The 18,091-nt window shown below is 70.0% G+C and carries 18 protein-coding genes and 1 pseudogene; 12 read left to right on the top strand and 7 right to left on the bottom strand.

All coding sequences use genetic code 11. From position 1 onward, the window contains the following. Positions 1–100: 100 nt before the first annotated feature. Together AB0950_RS18540 and AB0950_RS18545 are read left to right on the top strand one after the other, a co-directional pair. A complete protein-coding gene (locus tag AB0950_RS18540; protein ID WP_366778956.1) occupies positions 101–1,204 on the top strand; it encodes a LacI family DNA-binding transcriptional regulator in 1,104 nt (367 codons plus the stop codon). An 88-nt stretch (positions 1,205–1,292) separates the two neighbouring features. Further along, complete coding sequence (locus AB0950_RS18545) at positions 1,293–2,255, top strand: aminoglycoside phosphotransferase family protein (RefSeq protein WP_366778957.1); 963 nt, start codon at positions 1,293–1,295, stop codon at positions 2,253–2,255. A 378-nt stretch (positions 2,256–2,633) separates the two neighbouring features. Here AB0950_RS18545 and AB0950_RS18550 read toward each other — a convergent pair whose 3' ends face one another. After that, complete coding sequence (locus AB0950_RS18550) at positions 2,634–3,665, bottom strand: medium chain dehydrogenase/reductase family protein (protein WP_366778958.1); 1,032 nt, start codon at positions 3,663–3,665, stop codon at positions 2,634–2,636. A 175-nt stretch (positions 3,666–3,840) separates the two neighbouring features. Between AB0950_RS18550 and AB0950_RS18555 the strand changes: the two genes are divergently transcribed. The 4 genes from AB0950_RS18555 (at position 3,841) to AB0950_RS18570 (ending at position 6,664) form a co-directional block, all read left to right on the top strand. Then, positions 3,841–4,494, top strand: a complete 654-nt coding sequence (locus AB0950_RS18555) for a TetR/AcrR family transcriptional regulator (protein ID WP_360158355.1) — start codon at positions 3,841–3,843, stop codon at positions 4,492–4,494. A gap of 163 nt (positions 4,495–4,657) precedes the next feature. Beyond that, positions 4,658–5,455: a restriction endonuclease gene (locus tag AB0950_RS18560; RefSeq protein WP_366778959.1), complete on the top strand. Its 798-nt coding sequence runs from the start codon at positions 4,658–4,660 to the stop codon at positions 5,453–5,455. A gap of 135 nt (positions 5,456–5,590) precedes the next feature. Next, the gene (locus tag AB0950_RS18565) at positions 5,591–5,803 is read left to right on the top strand and encodes a helix-turn-helix domain-containing protein (protein ID WP_360158795.1); all 213 of its coding nucleotides are present in this window, start codon (positions 5,591–5,593) and stop codon (positions 5,801–5,803) included. A 414-nt stretch (positions 5,804–6,217) separates the two neighbouring features. Continuing rightward, positions 6,218–6,664 carry an SsgA family sporulation/cell division regulator gene (locus AB0950_RS18570; RefSeq protein ID WP_366778960.1) on the top strand — a complete coding sequence of 149 codons (447 nt, stop codon included), beginning with the start codon at positions 6,218–6,220 and terminating at the stop codon, positions 6,662–6,664. Between the two features lie 200 nt (positions 6,665–6,864). On the opposite strand, the gene AB0950_RS18575 is transcribed toward AB0950_RS18570, so the two are convergent. Beyond that, positions 6,865–7,671, bottom strand: a complete 807-nt coding sequence (locus tag AB0950_RS18575) for an alpha/beta hydrolase (protein ID WP_366778961.1) — start codon at positions 7,669–7,671, stop codon at positions 6,865–6,867. 93 nt (positions 7,672–7,764) lie between these two features. Here AB0950_RS18575 and AB0950_RS18580 point away from each other — a divergent pair, with 93 nt between their 5' ends. Next, positions 7,765–8,691, top strand: coding sequence for an AraC family transcriptional regulator (locus AB0950_RS18580; protein WP_366778962.1), 927 nt, complete (start codon positions 7,765–7,767; stop codon positions 8,689–8,691). 286 nt (positions 8,692–8,977) lie between these two features. Here the strand turns inward: AB0950_RS18580 and AB0950_RS18585 are convergent, their stop codons facing one another. Beyond that, positions 8,978–9,382 carry a helix-turn-helix domain-containing protein gene (locus AB0950_RS18585; protein WP_360158370.1) on the bottom strand — a complete coding sequence of 135 codons (405 nt, stop codon included), beginning with the start codon at positions 9,380–9,382 and terminating at the stop codon, positions 8,978–8,980. A 100-nt stretch (positions 9,383–9,482) separates the two neighbouring features. Between AB0950_RS18585 and AB0950_RS18590 the strand changes: the two genes are divergently transcribed. Then, the gene (locus AB0950_RS18590; RefSeq protein ID WP_366778963.1) at positions 9,483–10,340 is read left to right on the top strand and encodes an alpha/beta hydrolase; all 858 of its coding nucleotides are present in this window, start codon (positions 9,483–9,485) and stop codon (positions 10,338–10,340) included. Positions 10,341–10,412: 72 nt separating this feature from the next. Here AB0950_RS18590 and AB0950_RS18595 read toward each other — a convergent pair whose 3' ends face one another. Further along, entirely contained in the window at positions 10,413–10,886 is a 474-nt protein-coding gene (locus AB0950_RS18595; protein WP_360158376.1) for a MarR family transcriptional regulator, read from the bottom strand. Between the two features lie 43 nt (positions 10,887–10,929). Between AB0950_RS18595 and AB0950_RS18600 the strand changes: the two genes are divergently transcribed. After that, positions 10,930–11,856, top strand: coding sequence for an alpha/beta hydrolase (locus tag AB0950_RS18600; protein ID WP_366778964.1), 927 nt, complete (start codon positions 10,930–10,932; stop codon positions 11,854–11,856). Beyond that, entirely contained in the window at positions 11,792–13,276 is a 1,485-nt protein-coding gene (locus AB0950_RS18605) for a long-chain fatty acid--CoA ligase (RefSeq protein ID WP_366778965.1), read from the top strand. The genes AB0950_RS18600 and AB0950_RS18605 overlap by 65 nt, the downstream gene beginning before the upstream one ends. Positions 13,277–13,508: 232 nt before the next feature. Here AB0950_RS18605 and AB0950_RS18610 read toward each other — a convergent pair whose 3' ends face one another. From AB0950_RS18610 to AB0950_RS18620, 3 genes and pseudogenes are all read right to left on the bottom strand, one after another. Continuing rightward, on the bottom strand, positions 13,509–13,751 hold the full coding sequence (locus AB0950_RS18610; RefSeq protein WP_360158385.1) for a DUF5302 domain-containing protein: 243 nt from the start codon (positions 13,749–13,751) through the stop codon (positions 13,509–13,511). Between the two features lie 412 nt (positions 13,752–14,163). Beyond that, positions 14,164–14,508, bottom strand: coding sequence for a MerR family transcriptional regulator (locus AB0950_RS18615; protein WP_360158388.1), 345 nt, complete (start codon positions 14,506–14,508; stop codon positions 14,164–14,166). A gap of 725 nt (positions 14,509–15,233) precedes the next feature. Beyond that, positions 15,234–15,425 (bottom strand): annotated as a pseudogene (locus AB0950_RS18620) (IS630 family transposase); the annotation flags it as partial. 136 nt (positions 15,426–15,561) lie between these two features. Between AB0950_RS18620 and AB0950_RS18625 the strand changes: the two are divergent. Together AB0950_RS18625 and AB0950_RS18630 are read left to right on the top strand one after the other, a co-directional pair. Continuing rightward, the gene (locus tag AB0950_RS18625) at positions 15,562–16,668 is read left to right on the top strand and encodes a hypothetical protein (protein ID WP_366778966.1); all 1,107 of its coding nucleotides are present in this window, start codon (positions 15,562–15,564) and stop codon (positions 16,666–16,668) included. A gap of 418 nt (positions 16,669–17,086) precedes the next feature. Next, positions 17,087–17,947: a methyltransferase domain-containing protein gene (locus tag AB0950_RS18630; protein ID WP_366778967.1), complete on the top strand. Its 861-nt coding sequence runs from the start codon at positions 17,087–17,089 to the stop codon at positions 17,945–17,947. The last annotated feature ends 144 nt before the right edge of the window (positions 17,948–18,091 follow it).

The raw sequence follows: 18,091 nt of genomic DNA on the forward strand, positions 1-18,091 counted from the left end.
CTTACCCACGGCCCGAGGTCTCGCGTCAATGGTTGAATGGCGCTGAATTCCACCGCCCCGTTGCCCGGAGTTCGCCGGGCCGACATGGAGAGAGCCGGACATGCCTCCAGAAGCGCAGCCGCGGCGCCGCGTGACCATCCCGGACGTCGCCCGGCACGCCGGCGTGGGACAGGCGACGGCCGCGCGCGTCCTCGGCGGGTACGGCTCGGCGAGCGCGGCCACCCGGGAACGGGTGCTGGCCGCCGCCGCCGAGCTCGGCTACAGCACCAACGCCGTGGCCCGCAGCATGATCAGCGGCCGCACCGACACTCTCGGAGTGGTCGTCGCCGACGTGGAGAACGCCTACTTCGCCCGCGCGGTGCGCGGCGTCTCCGACGTCGCGGCCAAGGCGGGGCTGCAGGCCATCCTCGCCAACAGCGACGAGGACAGCGACAAGGAGAAGGCCGCGGTCCAGCTGTTCATCGAGCGCCGCGTGGACGGACTCGTGGTGGCACCGGCCGCCACCGACGACGCACACCTCGCCCGGGCCGTCTCCGCCGGCATCCCGGTGGTCCTGCTCGACCGTGTCCTCACCGGAGCCGCGCTGGACACCGTGGTCGTCGACAACCGGGGCGCGGTCAAGGCGGCGGTGACCCGGTTCACCGACGCCGGACACACCCGCATCGCGGTGATCACCTCCGCCATGCCCGGCGACGACGGCACCAGTCTCGCGCCGGGCGCGGACATCTGGACGACCACGGAACGCGTCGCCGGCTACCGCCAGGCCCTGCGCGGGGCCGGCATCCCGCGCTCGGCGGAACTGATCCGGCACACCGGCTACGAGCGGGCCTGGGCACGCTCGGCCGTACTGGAACTGATGACCTCGGACGACCGCCCCACCGCCCTGTTCACCACCGACAACGTGGCCACCCTCGGCACCCTGGACGCCCTGCTCGACCTCGACGCGCGCATTCCCGGCGACGTCTCGGTCATCGGCTTCGACGACGCGGAGTGGACCACACTCATCCGGCCCCGGCTCAGCGTGGTCAGCCAGCCCGTGCAGGAACTCGGCGGACTGGCCGCGGACATCCTCATCCGCCGCATCAACGGAGCCACCGCCCGCCCCCGCCGGCACACCCTGCACACCACGTACATCGACCGCGAGTCGACGGGCCCGGTCCCCGCCCGCGTACGGCGCCTGCGCGCCCCGGTGAACCGCCCCTGAAACGACAACGGCGCCGGCTGCGCCCGCCTACCGGCCTCAGGCTGGAAAGCTTTTGCGTATGCCGCCGTCCGGATGTTGAGGTGGCACGGTGACCGACCACGATGAGGCGGCGGCTGTCCGACCGTTGACACTGGCTTGGGTGAGCCGGCACCTGGAGGCCGGCGAACGGATCGTCAGAACCGACGTGCTGTACGGCGGGATCACTGCGGAAATGCGGAGGCTGACCATCGGCACGCGGGAGGGAGGTACCCGTGACCTGGTGCTGCGGACCTTCGTCGACCCGTTCTACGTGGAGCGCGCCGAGGACTGGCTGAGCAGGGAGGCCGGCGCCCTGACCCTGCTCGCGGGGACCGGCGTACCGGCTCCTGGACTGGTCGCGGTTGATCCGACCGCCGCGCATTGCGAGTATCCGTCGCTGCTGATGACACATCTGGCGGGCCGGCCGGTCATCGACGATGCGGGAGTGGAGACGCGCGTTCCCCTGCTGGCCCGTCAGCTTGTGGGGATCCACGCGTTGCGACCTGCCGAGCGGCCCCGGGAGTATGTGACGTTGACGACCGCCGACACTGTCGTGGTTCCGAAGGGCGCCCACGCGGCGGCATGGGCCGCGGCGATCGACGTGATCCGCAAGCCCGCGCCGCACTATGAAGGGCGATTCCTGCACCGGGACTTTCAACCCGGCAACGTGCTGTTCGACGTGCCGCCCTCAAGCCCGGCAGGTGCCCGGATCACAGGGGTCGTCGACTGGGCGGCGACCTCCTGGGGCCCGGCGGACCTCGATGTGGCGCACTGCTCGACCAATCTCGCGCTGCTGCACGGACCGGGGTGGGGTCAGCGGTTCGCCGAGGCGTATGAGGAGGCCGGCGGGGTGCTGGCCGGGGCCGCGAGCGAGCGGCTGTACTGGCGGGTGCGGGATGCACTGGCGTGCTCGGAAGAGGTGCAGTTGGTGGCGCGGTCCTGGCGGGAGGCGGGGAGGACAGAGCTGACGGCGCGAGTCGTGGAGGAGCGGCTGGATGCCTATGTCACCGCCCTGATGGACGCGCTGGGTTGAACCACAGCGGCCTCGGGCGCGGGTGCGGTGGCGAGCGGCGGGTCCGGCTGCCGTGTCCGGGAGCGGAACCGTTCGCACACCGGCACTTGGGCACCCCGGGGTGAGGGCTGACTCCCGGTATGGGCTGGCTCCCGGGTCGATCTGTACGCGGCGAACCGCCGGACGCCAGGACCGGAATGTCGACGCGCGCGCTCATGGGTGCTGCTGCCGCGCGATGTCGATGCTCGGTCCTCGATCCTGGATGGGTCGTGTCCATACGTGTACGGCGGTGACGCCCGGGGCCGCGCTGCCCCAGACGATGCGGTCTCCGCTGCGGGCCTGCCGAACTCTGGGTGAGACGGCTGGGCGGGCTGGCGTTGCGGTGGGTGATCGGTGTGGTTACGGAATCAGGACGACCTTGCCGTTGACCGTGCCCGACTCGGCCAGGCGCAGGGCCTCGGCGATGCGGCTGAGGGGCAGTTCGGCGGCGATGGCCGGGGTGATGTCACTGCGGTGCAGGGCGGCGAAGACCTGGGTGAGGTCATTGCGCAGGCGGGCGCGGAAGCGGTTTTTGGACAGGGCCCTGCCCGCCCAGACGTTGAAGAAGTAGGCGTTGCGGCCGTTGGGGAGGGTGTTCCACAGCCATACGCGGGCCAGGAGTTTGAGCACGGGCCACTGCTTGGAGCCGGTGTCGTCGCGGGTCGCGGCGCTGCCGTAGGAGACGAGGGTGCCGCCGGGGGCGAGGAGGTGCCAGGAGTCGGTCACGCTGCGGCCGCCGACGTGGTCGAAGACCGCGTCCACTCCGCCGGGCGCCAGTTCACGGACGCGGGCGGGGATGTTCTCGGTGCGGTAGTCGACGGGGGTGACACCCAGGGCCCGGAGCGCTTCATGGTGGCGCGCGGAGGCGGTGCCGATGACCCGTATCCCGGCGGTGAGCGCGAGCTGGACGAGGATCGAGCCGACTCCGCCGTTCGCGCCGTGCACCAAGACGGTCTGGCCGGCCCGTACGCGTGCCTTGCGGTGCAGCATCTGCCAGGCGGTGATGCCGTTGACCACTGCGGTCTCCGCCTGGGCCGCACCGACGCCGTCGGGTACCTCGACCAGGTCCGCGGCCTCGAGCACGACGTGGGTGGCCCAGCCGCCAGTCTTCGTCAGCGCTGCCACGCGTGTGCCCACCAGGGCGGGGTCGACGTCGGCGCCGACCGCGTGGACGGTGCCGACCAGGTCGTAGCCCGGCACGAACGGGAACGGCGGCTGGTCGTAGTAGCGGCCCCGGCGCATCTGCTGCTCGGCGAAGGAGACACCGGTCGCCTCCATGCGAACGAGGGCCTGGCCCGGACCGGCGGCCGGAACGGCCCGCTGCCGCACCTGCAGCCCCTCCGGCTCGACCTTCCCGGGCAGCACGACCTCGACCATTTCTCCCACGTTCATGGCGACCTCCATCGGACACGGCAGTTAGCGGATGACACGTTCGTTAGAAGTTATAACTGACGCTTGCGTGACGGTCAAGAACATTCGTTATAGGCTCTAACTCGCGGCGGCGCGGACCGGCAGCCCTGTTCGGCTCCGCCAAAGCCGACGGCGAGGCCGACGAAGGGACAAGTACGTGACCGTTGCGGGCAAGGAGACACCACGCGAGCGCTACCGGGCCCAACTGCGGGCCGAGATCAAGGAACGCGCCTGGGAGCAGATCGCCGCCGCCGGGGCGCCAGGACTCTCCCTGAACGCCATCGCCAAGCAGATGGGCATGAGCGGCCCCGCCCTCTACCGGTACTTCGCCAGTCGCGACGAGCTGATCACCGAACTGATCCGGGACGCCTACCGCAGTCTCGCCGACTCCATCCGCGCCGCTGCCGCCTCAGGCGCGGATCTGGCCGGACTGGGACACGCGCTGCGCACATGGGCACTGGACGACCCTCAGCGCTACTTCCTCATCTACGGCACACCCGTCCCCGGCTACCACGCACCCGACGACACCACAGCGATCGCCTCCGAAATCATGGAAGCCCTCCTCGACGCCGCCCAGTCGAGCAGTACCGCCGTGGACATCCCCGACGACGCCCGCCTCGAAGACCACCTCGCCGAGCACCGGCAGTGGGCGGCCGACCATCCCGCACCCCCAGCCGCCCTGCGTCGCGCCCTCCTCTTCTGGACCCGCCTGCACGGCATCCTCTCCCTGGAACTGGCAGGCCACTTCACCGGCATGGGACTCGCCCCGGCCGAGCTGTACGACAGCGAACTACGGCACCTGACGCGATAAACGGTCGTCCTGTCGGCCGCCGGCTCCGGTCGTCGTCCTGAGCCGCTTGGAGACACTGCGTGAGCTGACCACACAACGCGCCGCACTCACGGCTGCGGATTGTTCCTCGATCTTGGGCATGCGTAGATCACTGATCTTGACTCGTTGCCCAGGAGGGAGCCCGATGGCCATACCGACGCGCCCCGTTCGCCGCGCACATCGAGAACGACGGTTCGATCTGCGCGCGACCGCTCTCTTCTTCACCCTGCTGGCGATCATCTTCTGCGTCCTGGCGTTCTTGGTGCGCACCGCGGCCGACGTCATCGAGCGCCGCCCCCTGTGGGCCGTAACCCTGGCCCTGCTCGGCCTCGCGGGCGCCTTGGTCTCCCGGTCCCGGTGGCGCAAGGCGTCTTTCACGCGCTGCGCCGGCCGGGCCACCCGGGCGCTGGAGGAAGCAGCCGAGCTGGCGTCCGACGACCTGCGCGAGACAGTGGTGGTGGAAGCCGGCCGGCCGACGGTACGGACCGGTGGAGCGGCAGAGCATGTCGCTGACGCAATGACAACGCCCACGTGCGCCTGCTTGGCCGACTACGCCGACCTGGACCCCGACGACTTCGAGCGCGCCATAGCCGACCTGTGCGCCGACCGTGGCTGTCGAGAGGTGGAAGTGGTGGGAGGCGCGGGCGATTTGGGGGCGGACGTCGTCGCGGTCACGCCGGACGGACGGCGCCTGGTCATCCAGTGCAAACAGTACGGCGACAGCCACAAAGTCGGCTCACAGGAGGTGCAGCGCTTCGGGGGTACCTGTTTCACCATTCACGAGGCCGATGTCGCAGCGCTTGTCACGACGAGCCAGTTCACCGAACCCGCTCTGGAGTACGCACGGCAGTGCGGAATCGTCTGCGTGGACGGCCCCCGCCTCGTGGCATGGTGCCACGGCACCGGCCCGAGCCCGTGGCAGCCCACCGGTACCGAGTCCTGAGCCCATCTCGCCCGGCGACACGGTAGTGACGTGCTGCCGAGACAGTGAGCAGACAACTGCCACATGGAAGGCCGCGACGTGGGCACCAGTGATCACACTCCGACTTCTGGAGAGGAGATCTTCGTGTACAAGGGAATACACAAGGGGAAGTGGATCACCGGTGGCGCACGCAAGGAACTGGCGGACGTCTTCGCCAGGGAATACCAGGAGGGCCGATCGATCCGGGCCATAGCCGAAGCACACGGTCGGTCCTACGGCTTCGTGCACCGCGTGCTCACCGAAGCGGACGTGCCGCTCAGAACCCGCGGGGGCGATGTGCGCACCGGCACCGCCCGGCAGGCGCGGTGACGACCGCCGCGCCTGCGCGGCCTCCTCGAGATCGCGGCGGCACGAACAGTGCGTACCGTGACCCCGCAGGGGCGGACGAGAGCCGCCGGGCCTTCCTGGAACAACTGCGCGCGGACCGCCATGCGCCCGGTAAAGCCACCTGGACCCTGACGGGCCTGACCGGCAAGCGCCCGGAGCGAACGCGCTGTTGACGCCGCGCGTGTCACTGACGGACGCGCCGGGCGAGGGATGACGCGGTGATCACCCGTACGGCCCCGCATACGGCGGCGTTCCCCGGGCAACCGCCGACGTGTCCCGGGGCGCGTTCCATCGTGGTGTTCCGGGGGAGGTGGGTGCCGTGGCCGAGCCCCGAGCAGGCCGCGGCACCCACCTCGTCATGGCACGGCCGACTTCGCACCCGCCCTGGGAGGCACCATGCGCCCGACCGACGAGCGCCCCCATCCGCGTACCGGACGCCTGCACCTCGACCAGACCATCCACCTGGTCGTCGGTGCCACGGAGGCTCTGCCGGTCACCGTCCGTTTCAGCTACGACGCCGCCGATCCGCTCGCCGTGCGCATGGACTTCACCGGCTGCGCCGACGTGCTCGCACCCTGGGTGTTCGCCCGCGACCTGCTGTACGCGGGCCTGCGCGGGTCGTCCGGCATCGGCCACGTGCGCGTCTGGCCCGACCGCCGCCGACGTGGCGCCGGGTCGGTCCGGATCCTGCTGAGCGACACCGAGGGCACGGCCATGCTGCGCGTGCCGGGCGCCCCGTTCGAGGAATGGCTGACGAAGACCTACTCGGTCGTACCCGCCGGCACGGAGAGGGATCACCTGTACTGGGACGACGTCGTGCGGCAGTTGCTGCGGCAGGACTGAACGGCACCCGGGCGCCGTCGCAGGCAGCAGCGTGGCAGGCGGTCGTGTCTCACGGTCACCGGGAAGCCGGGGCGACGGAGTTCTCGTCTGGCTGGTCGACGCCGCAGCAGGTACGGGCCCCGGCCGTCACTCGGCGTGCAGGACGCGGGCGATGGTCATCGTCCAGCATCCGGATCGGCCATGCCCATAGTCCGGCTCGGTCAGGACTGAAGGTGTGTGAGAAAGCCTTGCAGCGCTGCCGCGACGGCAGCGGGGGCTTCGGCAGGGAGCAGGTGGCCGACGGCAGGGACGGTGGTCAGGGTCGCCTGCGGGATGTGCGGCAGGAGGCACTCGCGCAGCACGGACGGCGGTTCCACCGCGTCCCTCTCCCCGGCCAGCACGGCCACCGGCACCTCGATGTCACGTACATCGCCGGTGATGTCCTGCGCGATCCCGTGCAGCGGCCACTCCCCCCTCGCCTCAGCAGCGGATGCGAGGCTGTCACGCACCGCGGTGGCCCGCACGGTCCCGGGCAGCGGTGTGACGGTCAGGACATGGTCGAGGGCGTCCGCCACCGTCTCGGGTGAGTCGTACGCGTGGGACAGACCCCGCTGGTACTCCTCGGTCACCGTGGCGGGCGGCTGCGGCGGCGCGGGCGCGACGAGCACCAGGCCGACCAGCCCCGCGGGCCGGCGGGCCGCGACCAGCTGGCTCGCCTTGCCGCCCATCGAGTGACCGACGAGGACGAACGGCCCCGGCACGCACGTGTCGGCCACGCGAGCGAGATCGTCGGCGAGCTGGTCGAGGTGCCAGGGCCCGGGAAGGGTGCGGGAGGCGCCCCAGCCACGCTGGTCGAAGCGCACCGTCGCCTGCCCGGACGGCAAGTGGGCGAGCACGCCGCTCCAGGTGTCGGCGGAGCCGCCCCAGTAGTGCGCGAACACCAGCGCCGGTCCGGTCCGGCCGCCGACCCGCGCGTCCAGGGTGCCGCCCGCCACGGGCACCGGCATGGTGAATTCCGTCATCGTCATACCTCTCACCTCGGCTGCGGGAAGCGACCGCCGTCCTGCGCCGCAGCCTCCAACAAGTAATCTGACATGGTCGTCAGATGCTCGTCCGACGGTATGAGCAGCGACGTCCACTCCTCGGTGAAAAGGGACCCGACGATTGTGGAAAACGGACTCACTCCCGTGCGGCAACTGCGCTACCTGCCTGCCGTCGGATCACCGTACGGCGTGGAGGTCCTCGACTTCGCCGCGCTGCGGGCCATGGACACCCACCGCCGTCGCGTCCTCCTGCAGCGCCCCGACTTCCACGTCTTCGCCCTGATCAGCTCCGGCACCGGCACGCACGAAGCGGACTTCCACAGCCACCGGTTGACGCCGGGAAGCGCCCTGTGGATCAGGCCCGGCATGGTGCACCGGTGGAGCGACATCGACGCCTGCGACGGCCCGCTCGTTCTCTTCCGGCCCGGCTTCCTCTCCGGCTTCACAGCGGCAGAGGCGACCGCGCCCGTCTGCTGGCACCTGGACCGGCAGCGCTTGAGCCTCGCCCTGCTCGCAGCCGAACACCTCGGCCGCGAGCACGACGCCGCGTCGACGACACCACGCCTGGCGTCCCCCGCGCTGCTGTCCCACCTGCTGGCCGCACTGATCCTGCGGGCCCTGCCGGACGCACCGGCCTCTGCCGACGCCGTTCGGGCCGGCGACCGGCACACGGAGGTGTTCCGCGACTACCGAGCCGCCGTCGAGGCCCACTTCAGCGAGTGGCACCACGTGGCCGACTACGCGCGGGCGCTGGGCTACGACGTGCGCACCATCACGCGGGCCACGCGCGCAGCCGCCGGTATCGGCGCCAAGGCGTTCCTCGACCAGCGCATCCTGCTGGAAGCCAAGAGACTGCTCGCCCACACCGACCTCCCGGTCACCGGCTGTGCCCGACGCCTCGGCTTCCGGGACGTCGCCAACTTCACCACTTTCTTCCGGCGCCAGGCCGACCTTCCCCCGGCCGCCTGGCGCGCCGCCTACGGCACGGCGCGACCGGCACACTGAGGATGCGCGGTCACTGCGCCGTACCCCTGTGGCCGCCGGGTCGGGCCGCCGTTCCGTGGCCCGAAGAACCTCCTGTCCCGGCAGACGGCCCGCGACGACCGGCGCCCGCGTCACCGCCTACGGCGCTGCAGGTGGGGTCGTCGTGGGACTTGATGTCGAGCAGCACCGAGCGATGCCCTCGACGGCCGACTTGAGGATCTTGGCGTGCTTCGGGCAGAACCGGGAGATGCTGCCCACCTAGGACGTCTCCTCCACCTCCTACCTGGTACCAGGGCGGCAACACGCCCTAATCGCCCTCCTGGTCGGCGGCTTCGTTGGCGCGGTCGATCTCGGCCATGTGCTCCTCCGCCCAGGTCCGCAGCCCCGCAAGCGCGACTTCCAGGGACAAGCCGAGTTCGGTGAGTCGGTAGAAGACCCGCGGCGGTACGGTCGGTTCGACCCGGCGCGACACCAACCCGTCGCGGGTCAGGCTTCGCAGTGTCACGGACAGCATCTTCTGCGAGACGCCGGGCATCCGGCGTCTCAGTTCCGCGAAGCGCACCTCGTCCGGTGCGGCATCGGCGAGCGTCTTGACGGCCATGGACGTCCACTTCGTACCGATGCGGTCCAGCAACTGCCGTGTCGGGCAGTGGGGATCGAACAGATCGCCGCGTACCCCGCGACCGGCGGCGCGGGCCCCTCGGGTGGTCACCTCTGGCTCACCACCTTCCCTGAAAGTGCCGTCTAGGAAGCGATCGGGCAGTTACCTATCGTTCTGTAGTCACCAATGGTAACCACCCCAAGGAGCCGTCATGCCCGTCATCACCGCACACCAACTGCACCGCATCACGACGAACGGCGTCCAACTCAACGTCGCAATCGCCGGGTCCGGACCCGCGGTTCTCCTCCTGCACGGCTTCCCGCACACCTGGCGACTGTGGAGCGGCATCATGGGCCGGCTGGCCGGGCAGTACCGGGTCATCGCCCCGGACCTGCGCGGTTTCGGTGCCAGTGCACGTGCCGTCGAGGGGTACGACGCAGGCACCCTCGCCGCCGACGCAGAAGGGCTGCTCGACGCACTCGGCGAGCCCTCGGCAGCGGTGGTCGGCATCGACGCGGGCACCGCGCCAGCCGTCCTGCTCGCGCTGCGCCGGCCCGCTCTCGTCCGGCGCCTGGTCGTGATGGAGGCACTGCTCGGCCGCCTGCCCGGCGCGGAACACGTCGTCGCGGGCGGCACCCCGTGGTGGTTCGGCTTCCACGCCGTCCCCGGCCTCGCCGAGACCGTCCTGGCCGGCAACGAGGCCCCGTACATCGACTGGTTCCTCGACTCGGGGACACTCGGGCGGGGAGTACCCGACGAGATCCGTACGGCCTTCGTTCAGGCGTACACCGGGAGCGAGGCCCTGCGCTGCGCGTTCTCCTATTACCGGGCCCTGCCCACCAGCGCGCAGCAGATCCAGGACGCCGTCGCGACGGCTCGGCTGACCATGCCCACCATGGCCATCGGCTCTCACCCCATCGGCACCGGGCTCGAAGGCCAACTCCGTCCCCTCGCCGATGACCTGATCGGACACCATCTCCAGGACTGCGGCCACATCATCCCCCTCGACCGCCCCGACGCATTGTTCGCGCTCCTTGCTCCGTTCCTCTCCGCTGATCTGCCGAAGTGACCGGAGCGGGGCGGAAGGATCACGGTCGGCGGTTCGGTGGGTGTACCGCGGCCCGGGACGGGGGCCGGGGCCTCAGCCTGTCGGTGTGCCGATCTGGTTTCCCTGGAGGACGGAGCGCAACGTCGCGAGTGTGTGCGCGGCGGCGGGCGCCGAACTGTCGAGCGCACTTCCCATGAACTCGGTCAGAGCGTCGGTGAAGGTTGTCTCCGCGGCGTTGACGAGTCGTGTGCCGTCTTGGGTCAGGGCCAGCAGTGAGGAGCGGCGGTCGGACGGGTTCGGTTGCCGGACGGCCCACCCCTTCTTCTCGAGTCGGTCGACGCTCTTGCTGGTCGCGCCGATGCCCACGGCGAACTCCGCGGCAAGGTCCGCCACCCGCGAGCCGGGGCGGTCGCGCAGGAAGCGCAGGAACTCGAACTGCGAGGTGACGATCCCGTGCCGTTCACGAAGACGGTCGTTGAGCGCGTTGTACAGACGCGTCTCGCACCGGACCAGGTCGTCGAAGAAGCTCGCGAGGTCGATCGCGTCATCACCCAACTTATATGCCATGGCATATAGTGTAGTGGAAGGTACTTGCGGCAGGAGGGCACGCATGAGCAGGGAACAACGAGTCAAGGTCGACGCAATGCTGCGGCGGCCCCGGGCCGAGGGCCCGCAATCTGTCGAGGTGCTGAGGGCCGGGTTCAGGGCGCTGATGGACCAGATGGTCGTACCCGACAGCATCCGCACCACGCAGACGACGCTCGGCGACCGGCCCGCACTCCACGTGGAACCGGACAACGGCGCCGAACCCGGGACGATCCTGTACTTCCACGGCGGCGGGTGGGTGTTCGGCTCACCGGAAACCGCCCTGTGCCTGACGGGACAACTCGTGACCAAGACAGGCTTCGAGGCGTATTCGGTGGACTACCGGCTTGCTCCCGAGCACCCGTTCCCGGCCGCGATCGATGACACGCTGAGCGCCTATCGCTCCATTCTGGACAGCGGAATCGACCCCTCGGCCATTGCGTTCGCCGGGGACTCCGCCGGCGGCGGCCTCACCGTCACCACCTGCCTCGCCGCCCGCGACGCGGGCCTGCCCCTGCCCGCCGCCATCGTGGCCTTCTCCCCAGGCCTCGACGCCACCCGTACGGGCGAGAGCATGGAAACCAAGGACGGCATCGACCCGATCTTCACCCGCGAGGCCGTGGAGCACACGGGGGCCATGTACCTCGCCGGAGCAGACCCGCACCAGCCCCTTCTCAGCCCGGCAGTCCTCGCCGACCTGACCGGATTTCCCCCGATGTTGATCCAGGTCGGCACCAACGAGATCCTGCTGGACGACTCCGCCCGCCTTGCCGCACGCGCAAGGGACGCCGAGGTGGACGTCATCCTGGACGTCACCGCCGACGTTCCCCACGTGTTCCAGTCGTTCGCCGGCGGCACCCTCGACGAAGCAGACGAAGCGCTGGACCGTGCGGCACTCTTCCTCAACCAGCGCCTCCGCACCAGGAACCCGGTACGAACCTCGGCACGATAGGGCCGGTCGCACACTCGACCAGCACAGCGCCCGCATGGCAGGGCTGCTCCACGACCATGGCGTGAAGCCCGGGGACCGGGTCGCGGTCATGCTCCCCAACGTGCCGGAGTTCGCCCTCGCCTACTTCGGCGTACTCCGGGCCGGCGGCATCGTCGTCCCGATGAATCCCTTGCTCAGATCCCGCGAGATCGCCTACTACCTCGCCGACTCAGGTGCCCGGCTCCTTTTCGCCTGGCACGACGTCGCCGACGAGGCCCACACCGGTGCGCAGCAGGCCGGGGCGGACACGGTCGTCGTCACTCCCAGCGCATTCCACGAGCTACTGGAGTCCACCCCGCCCCTTGAGGACCTGACCGACCGGCACGAGGAGGACACCGCGGTCATTCTCTACACCTCGGGAACGACCGGTCAGCCGAAAGGCGCCGAACTGACCCACGCCAACCTCACCCGCAACTGCCACATCGTGGCCACCGAACTGTTCCAACTCACCGCCGACGACGTGATTTTCGGAGGGCTGCCACTGTTCCACGCCTTCGGGCAGACCTGCACCCTCAACGCCGCCGTCTCCTCCGGGGCGTGCCTCACGCTGCTGCCGCGCTTCGACGCCGCGACGGCCCTGGGAATCCTCGATGAGCACGAGGTGACCGTCTTCGCCGGGATACCGACGCTGTTCAGCAGAGTGCTGCGGCAGCCCGACCGAGAGACCTACGACGTCTCCAGGCTGCGCGTGTCCCTCGCCGGCGGTGCGGCGATGCCGGTCCAGGTGCTGCACGACTTCCAGGCCGCGTTCGACTGCGTCGTGCTCGAAGGCTATGGGCTGTCGGAGACTTCGCCCGTCACCTCGTTCAACACCCTGCAGGCCGGACCCAGGCCCGGTTCGGTCGGCACCCCGATCCCGGGCGTCCAGATGCGGGTGGTCGACAACGGCACGGAGGTGCGGCAAGGGGAGACCGGTGAGATCGCGATCCGCGGCCACAACGTGATGAAGCGGTACTGGCAGCGCCCTGAGGAGACCGCCGCCACCATCCGGGACGGCTGGCTCTACACCGGCGACCTGGGCCGGGTCGACCAGGACGGCTACTTCTGGATCGTCGGGCGGAAGAAGGACGTGATCATTCGGGGCGGGTACAACGTCTACCCCCGTGAAGTCGAAGATGTCCTGTACGAGCACCCCGCGGTCGCCGACGCCGCGGTCATCGGCCTCCCCAACCCCGATCTCGGTGAGGAGGTCGGAGCGGCCGTGGTTCTCACACCGGGCGCCCGAACGACGGCCGAGGAACTGCGGGAGTACGTCAAGCGCCAGGTCGCCGCCTACAAGTACCCACGGAAGGTATGGATCGCGGACGCCCTGCCGAAGGGACCCACCGGCAAGATCCTCAAGAGGCAGATCGTTCCGCCCACCGAGCCGGAAAAGCGATGAGGCAGGGTACATTCGGGGCTCGGGTGCCCCAGGGCAGGCAGCGTTCTCGGACGTCGCGATGCGTCGCTGATGACGCCCAAGCAGCTCGCAGCGGCTGAACAGACACCCAGTCTGTCCAGCCGCTGACATACCGCCGGAACCTTCCCTCGTCACCCGGCAAGACCCGGCCCAACGCCTCGGCATCGCTGCCGGGCCGTGCCCTGCCGAGGCCCGTCTGGCGGCCGGTTTGGACTCAGCCGCCGCTCTTGCGTCGGAACGACCGCTGACTCGCAGCCGGGCCATGGGCGCCGCGGACCTTTGACCCGTCGGTGTTCGCAGCGAGGTCGGAGACGTCCGCCTGCATACCCCGCTTGCGCGCCAGCGCCTCCCGGAACTTGCGCTTCAGGTCGTACTGCCCGTCCTCGTCGGGCGAGAGGGAAGGGCTCTCGACGTCAGCCGACTCCGAACCTTCTTGTGACGGAGACTCTGCGGTCATGGTGACCTCCTGAGGTCGGCAGTGGAGGTCACAGCTTGTCATGCCCGGCGGCATGACGCGTCCACGGCCGGCATCGCCAGCCGTCGTCGCTCGTCGCCATCCCGCAGGCGGCCAGGCGAGCCGCCCCGGTCAACGGTCAGGCGGCGCTGAACTCATGGGCGTGGCCACCGCGCTATTCACCCATTCGGGAGATCGTCCAGGGTGGCCTCGGGATGGGTGATGCCAGGACCTTCGAGGAACACCACCAGGTCGTGGTCGCTGTAGGCGGCCTTAGGCTCTCGTCCTGGCCGTGGCTGTGCATGGTGCCCGCTCAGCTTCGGCTTGAGCCTTGAGGAGACCGCCGACAGCGGCCCGAGGCTGCCTGGCACGCGCGCATCCTCGGGAAGCTGAACAGCTCGTGACTTCGGCTTGATCAGGCGGAGGTCTTCGGCTGAGACACGCCGCCCTGGGTGCGCAATTGCTCGTTGATGCGCTGGGCTTCTTCGAGTTGGTCTTCGAGGATGATGATGCGGCAGGCGGCCTCTATGGGGGTGCCCTGGTCGACGAGTTCGCGGGCGCGGGCGGCGATGCGCAGCTGGTAGCGGGAGTAGCGGCGGTGGCCGCCTTCGGAGCGCAGGGGGGTGATCAGCCGGTGTTCGCCCAGGGCGCGGAGGAAGGCGGGGGTGGTGCCGAGCATCTCGGCGGCCCGGCCCATGGTGTAGGCGGGGTAGTCGTCATCGTCGAGGGGGGTGACGGGGCGGGTACTGCGAGGGGGCATAGACCTCTTCTTTCAAAGGACGCGTCGGGGGGCCCGGGTGCCGTGCGGCACCCGGGCCCCGAGCTTTCAACACCATCTACCGGCTGACTGCGCCAGCCTTCTGTTTCCGCAGGTTCCGCCTGGGAGGGCGGGGCTGCGGGGATCGCGGATGCGTGACCGGGGACCACCTTCCAATCCGGGGCCTGCGGTACCCGGGCGGACTTGTCCGCGCCCGGGCGATCCTGATGGCGTTCTGCTCCTTACCTTCGGTTACACGGTTGTACTGCTGGATAACGCGGGTACTGCTCGCTGCCCCTCTGGGGCCGCGTCCTGCTTGACCTGCATGTACGGCAGTTCGTCTCTGCCGTACCCTCTGCGACTTCCTGGGTACATCCAAAACGGTAAACCCGCGACAGCCCAATGTCTACTGCAGACACGATAGGTTTTCTGCAGAATCGGTGGGTGGAGTTCTGCCGCACATACACCCGGAAGGGCGCTGTCCCGGGTCGAAGCCCCGCCCCAGTGGGCACACGCCGGACCGGGCGGCACAACCGATCCGGGTCCAGGGACGGGATGGCACACGACCGACACGGAGACGCCCCCCGGGGCCCCTGTGGTGGAAGGATTTCAGCGGTCGCGGCGGGGTGAAGCACAACGCGACCTCCGGCCGGGCAGTACGGATCGATCGGCAGCCGGTGAGGACGCCGTTGTTCGGCCCAGCCCGAGCCGGCGGTGGGCCGGATTCAGAGCGGGCCGAACGCGTCGAAGGCGAAAGCCCGGTCCGGGAAGCGGTCAAGGGCGTACTCGATACGGTCCAGCTTCGTCTCCCGTTCGGGGGCCCGGGGACTGCTTCCAGGTCTTGGTGCGCTGGAAGGTAACGGCGCGGCGGGCGAGCAGGCACCGCAGGACTCACGGCCGATGCGGATCACCCCTCTGAGTAGGCCGCTTGACGCCGTCAGAGATGACGGCTGCATTCGCCACGCGGCGTTGGCGCTCCTCGACGGATGAGAAAACAGGTTGGCGGGCTGCCGCTCCGAGCTGGGACGATGCAGCTGTTTCCCCTACGGAGGGCTTTTGTTCGTTTTCGTTTGCGCGCGGTGCGATGCCGAGCTGACCGTCCCCTTGTCCGAGGTCTCCCTTCCGGCCCACGCTCGTCAGACGTACGGGAATGGGGTCCAGCTTCCGGTGCTCATGGAGTCAGGCACATTCGCCGTGGACCCGGACCCCTGGGGAGGGCCGTGGCGGATGTGGGACGAGATCGATCCGGGCGAGGCGGAGGCGCGCGGCATCTACGCGCCGGTCTACGCCCTGTCCGACAGCACGTCCGGGGCGATTGTCATCGCCCCCGGCGATATCCGCGGAACCCGGCTGATCCCCGAGAAGCGCGGCGGTGCCTGCTGTGGCCTCGACGGGGCCGACGGGCCCAACATGGCCTGCGAAGCGTGTGACCTCCCCGTGGCAACCAGGGTCGACGACTGCTCGCTCTGGCAGGCAGTGCGGCTCAGCTCAGACGCCGTGCGCCGCGTCCCCGTCGACGGCATCGATGCTGCGCCGTTCTCTTGGGCGGAGCTGGCAGAGAGAGGGGAGAGCACGCCTCCGTTGGAGCCGATTGCCACATGGGGAGGACGGTTCGGGTCGAGCCATTATTGGTCGTGGAGTCCGCGATGGGCGGCGGCAGCCGGCCAGGCGCTCGCCCACCTGCTCGTGGCCTCCGGAGGGCAGCCGGTCAAGGTCCCCGACGGTCTGACCGCGGACGTGTTCCAACGCGCGCTCGACGCCCTGCTGCCCGCAGGCTCGCCAACGCGGCGCGCCGTCCTGGCCGGACCAGGAGAACCCTCCCCCGACGCGGGCGTCGACATCCTGCTCGTACCGGTCCATCCCCAGACGGGTCAGACCTGGGCCCCCGCCGGCCCGGCTGCATCAGCATACCCGGTGCCCCTGCCGCTGGGGGTGTGGCTGTGGCTGGTCTCTCCCCAGCCGTACATGCCGGTTCCCGCGTCGGGCGGCATACCCCAAGACGTCCTCCGCGACGACCCGCTCCCGCCGCGCCCCAACCACCTTTTCCGGGCCGACCGGGGAACGTTCGAGCACACCTTGGTCCGGCTACCGGCCGTACGCAGCCCGTGGATGCGCACCGTCCTCGAATACCTCGCGCAGGACAGACGGGCCGACGTCTTCTAGGCCTTCTCTCGACTGCGCCATCATCTGCTGGAGGTGGCGCTGCCGGTGCGGGTCGGCAATGACCTGGTCGTGGAGTGGGCGACAAGCCCGCCCTGCCGGAAGGGAGAGGAAACGCCGGGCGACTGAAGCGACTCGAGCAGTTGACTGACGCCATGCGGCTGCGAGCGGTGCTGGACCTGGCTCCCGAGTCGGCGCCGTTTCGGCAGGCCCCGGGCCCGACGGTGTCCGTGGCGGTTCGCGCGGCCGCTTCGACGCCGCGACGGTGACGAAGAGGGCGATGCCGGACGGCGTCGCCCTCCTTGGTGTGCCTGCTGCGTGAACCACGTTCCCGACACTGCCCGTTCCCTGCTGAGGCAGTGACGCTCCGAGCGCGTGGGCAGGCACGGTCCCTTCCCTTCACCCTTGCCAGGAGTGCCTCGTGCCCGTGTCGCTTCCCCCTGCCCTCGAACTGTCCCTCGACCTGCTGCGCTGCCCGACGTGCCGCACGCGCCACCTGCACCCCGGCCGCGGCGCACTGCGCTGCCCGGTGGGCCACACCTTCGACATCGCCCGCCACGGCTACGCCAGCCTGCTGACGGGCAGCCGCGCCACCAGCGGCGACGACGCAGCCATGGTCCAGGCCCGGGAACGATTCCTGTCCACCGGCACCTACGCGCCCCTCCGCAAGGCCGTGGGCCGTCTGGCGGCCGACGCCGGGTCTGAGCAGGCCACGGTTGTCGACGTGGGGTGCGGCACGGGCTACTACCTGGCCGGCGTCCTCGACCAGCTGTCCGGCGGCCGTGGTCTGGGGCTGGACACGTCGGTGCGCGCGCTGCGCTCGGCAGCCCGTGCCCACGACGGAGCCGCCGCGGTGGCCTGGGACGTCTTCCGTCCCTTCCCGCTCGCCGACGGAGTGGCCGATGTCGTGCTGGACGTGTTCGCCCCGCGCAACCCGGCCGAGTTCCACCGCGTGCTGCGCCCGACCGGCCGGCTGATCGTGGTCCGTCCCACCGGGCGGCACCTGGCCGAGCTGCGCGAACGGTTGCCTACGATGGTCGCGATCGACCCGGCCAAGGAACAGCGCCTGCACCGGGCGCTGAACCCCTTCTTCGAGGCAACCGCCACCGAACAGGTGGAGTACCCCGCGACCCTGACCGGGCCGGATGCCCTGGACCTGGTGGCGATGACGCCGAGCGCACGCCACGTGAGCCAAGCAGACCTGAATGATGACGGCTTCCTGCCCGACCAGGTCACCGTCTCCGTGCTGGCCACCACCTACCAGCCTCGGTGGCCACGGTAGGGAAGCGTCATCGCAGGTGGGCAGCTGACGGCGCCCGGCCAGTTCTGGCGCAGCTGACGGCCCAGACGCCGCCACCTGCCCCAGCAGGAGCGGAGCTCCTGTGACCAGGGGTGAGCCAGCGGGCCACGGCGGCTTGCGGCGCCG

The sequence above is a fragment of the Streptomyces sp. NPDC007189 genome, assembly GCF_040703635.1.
Classification (GTDB): Bacteria; Actinomycetota; Actinomycetes; order Streptomycetales; family Streptomycetaceae; genus Streptomyces.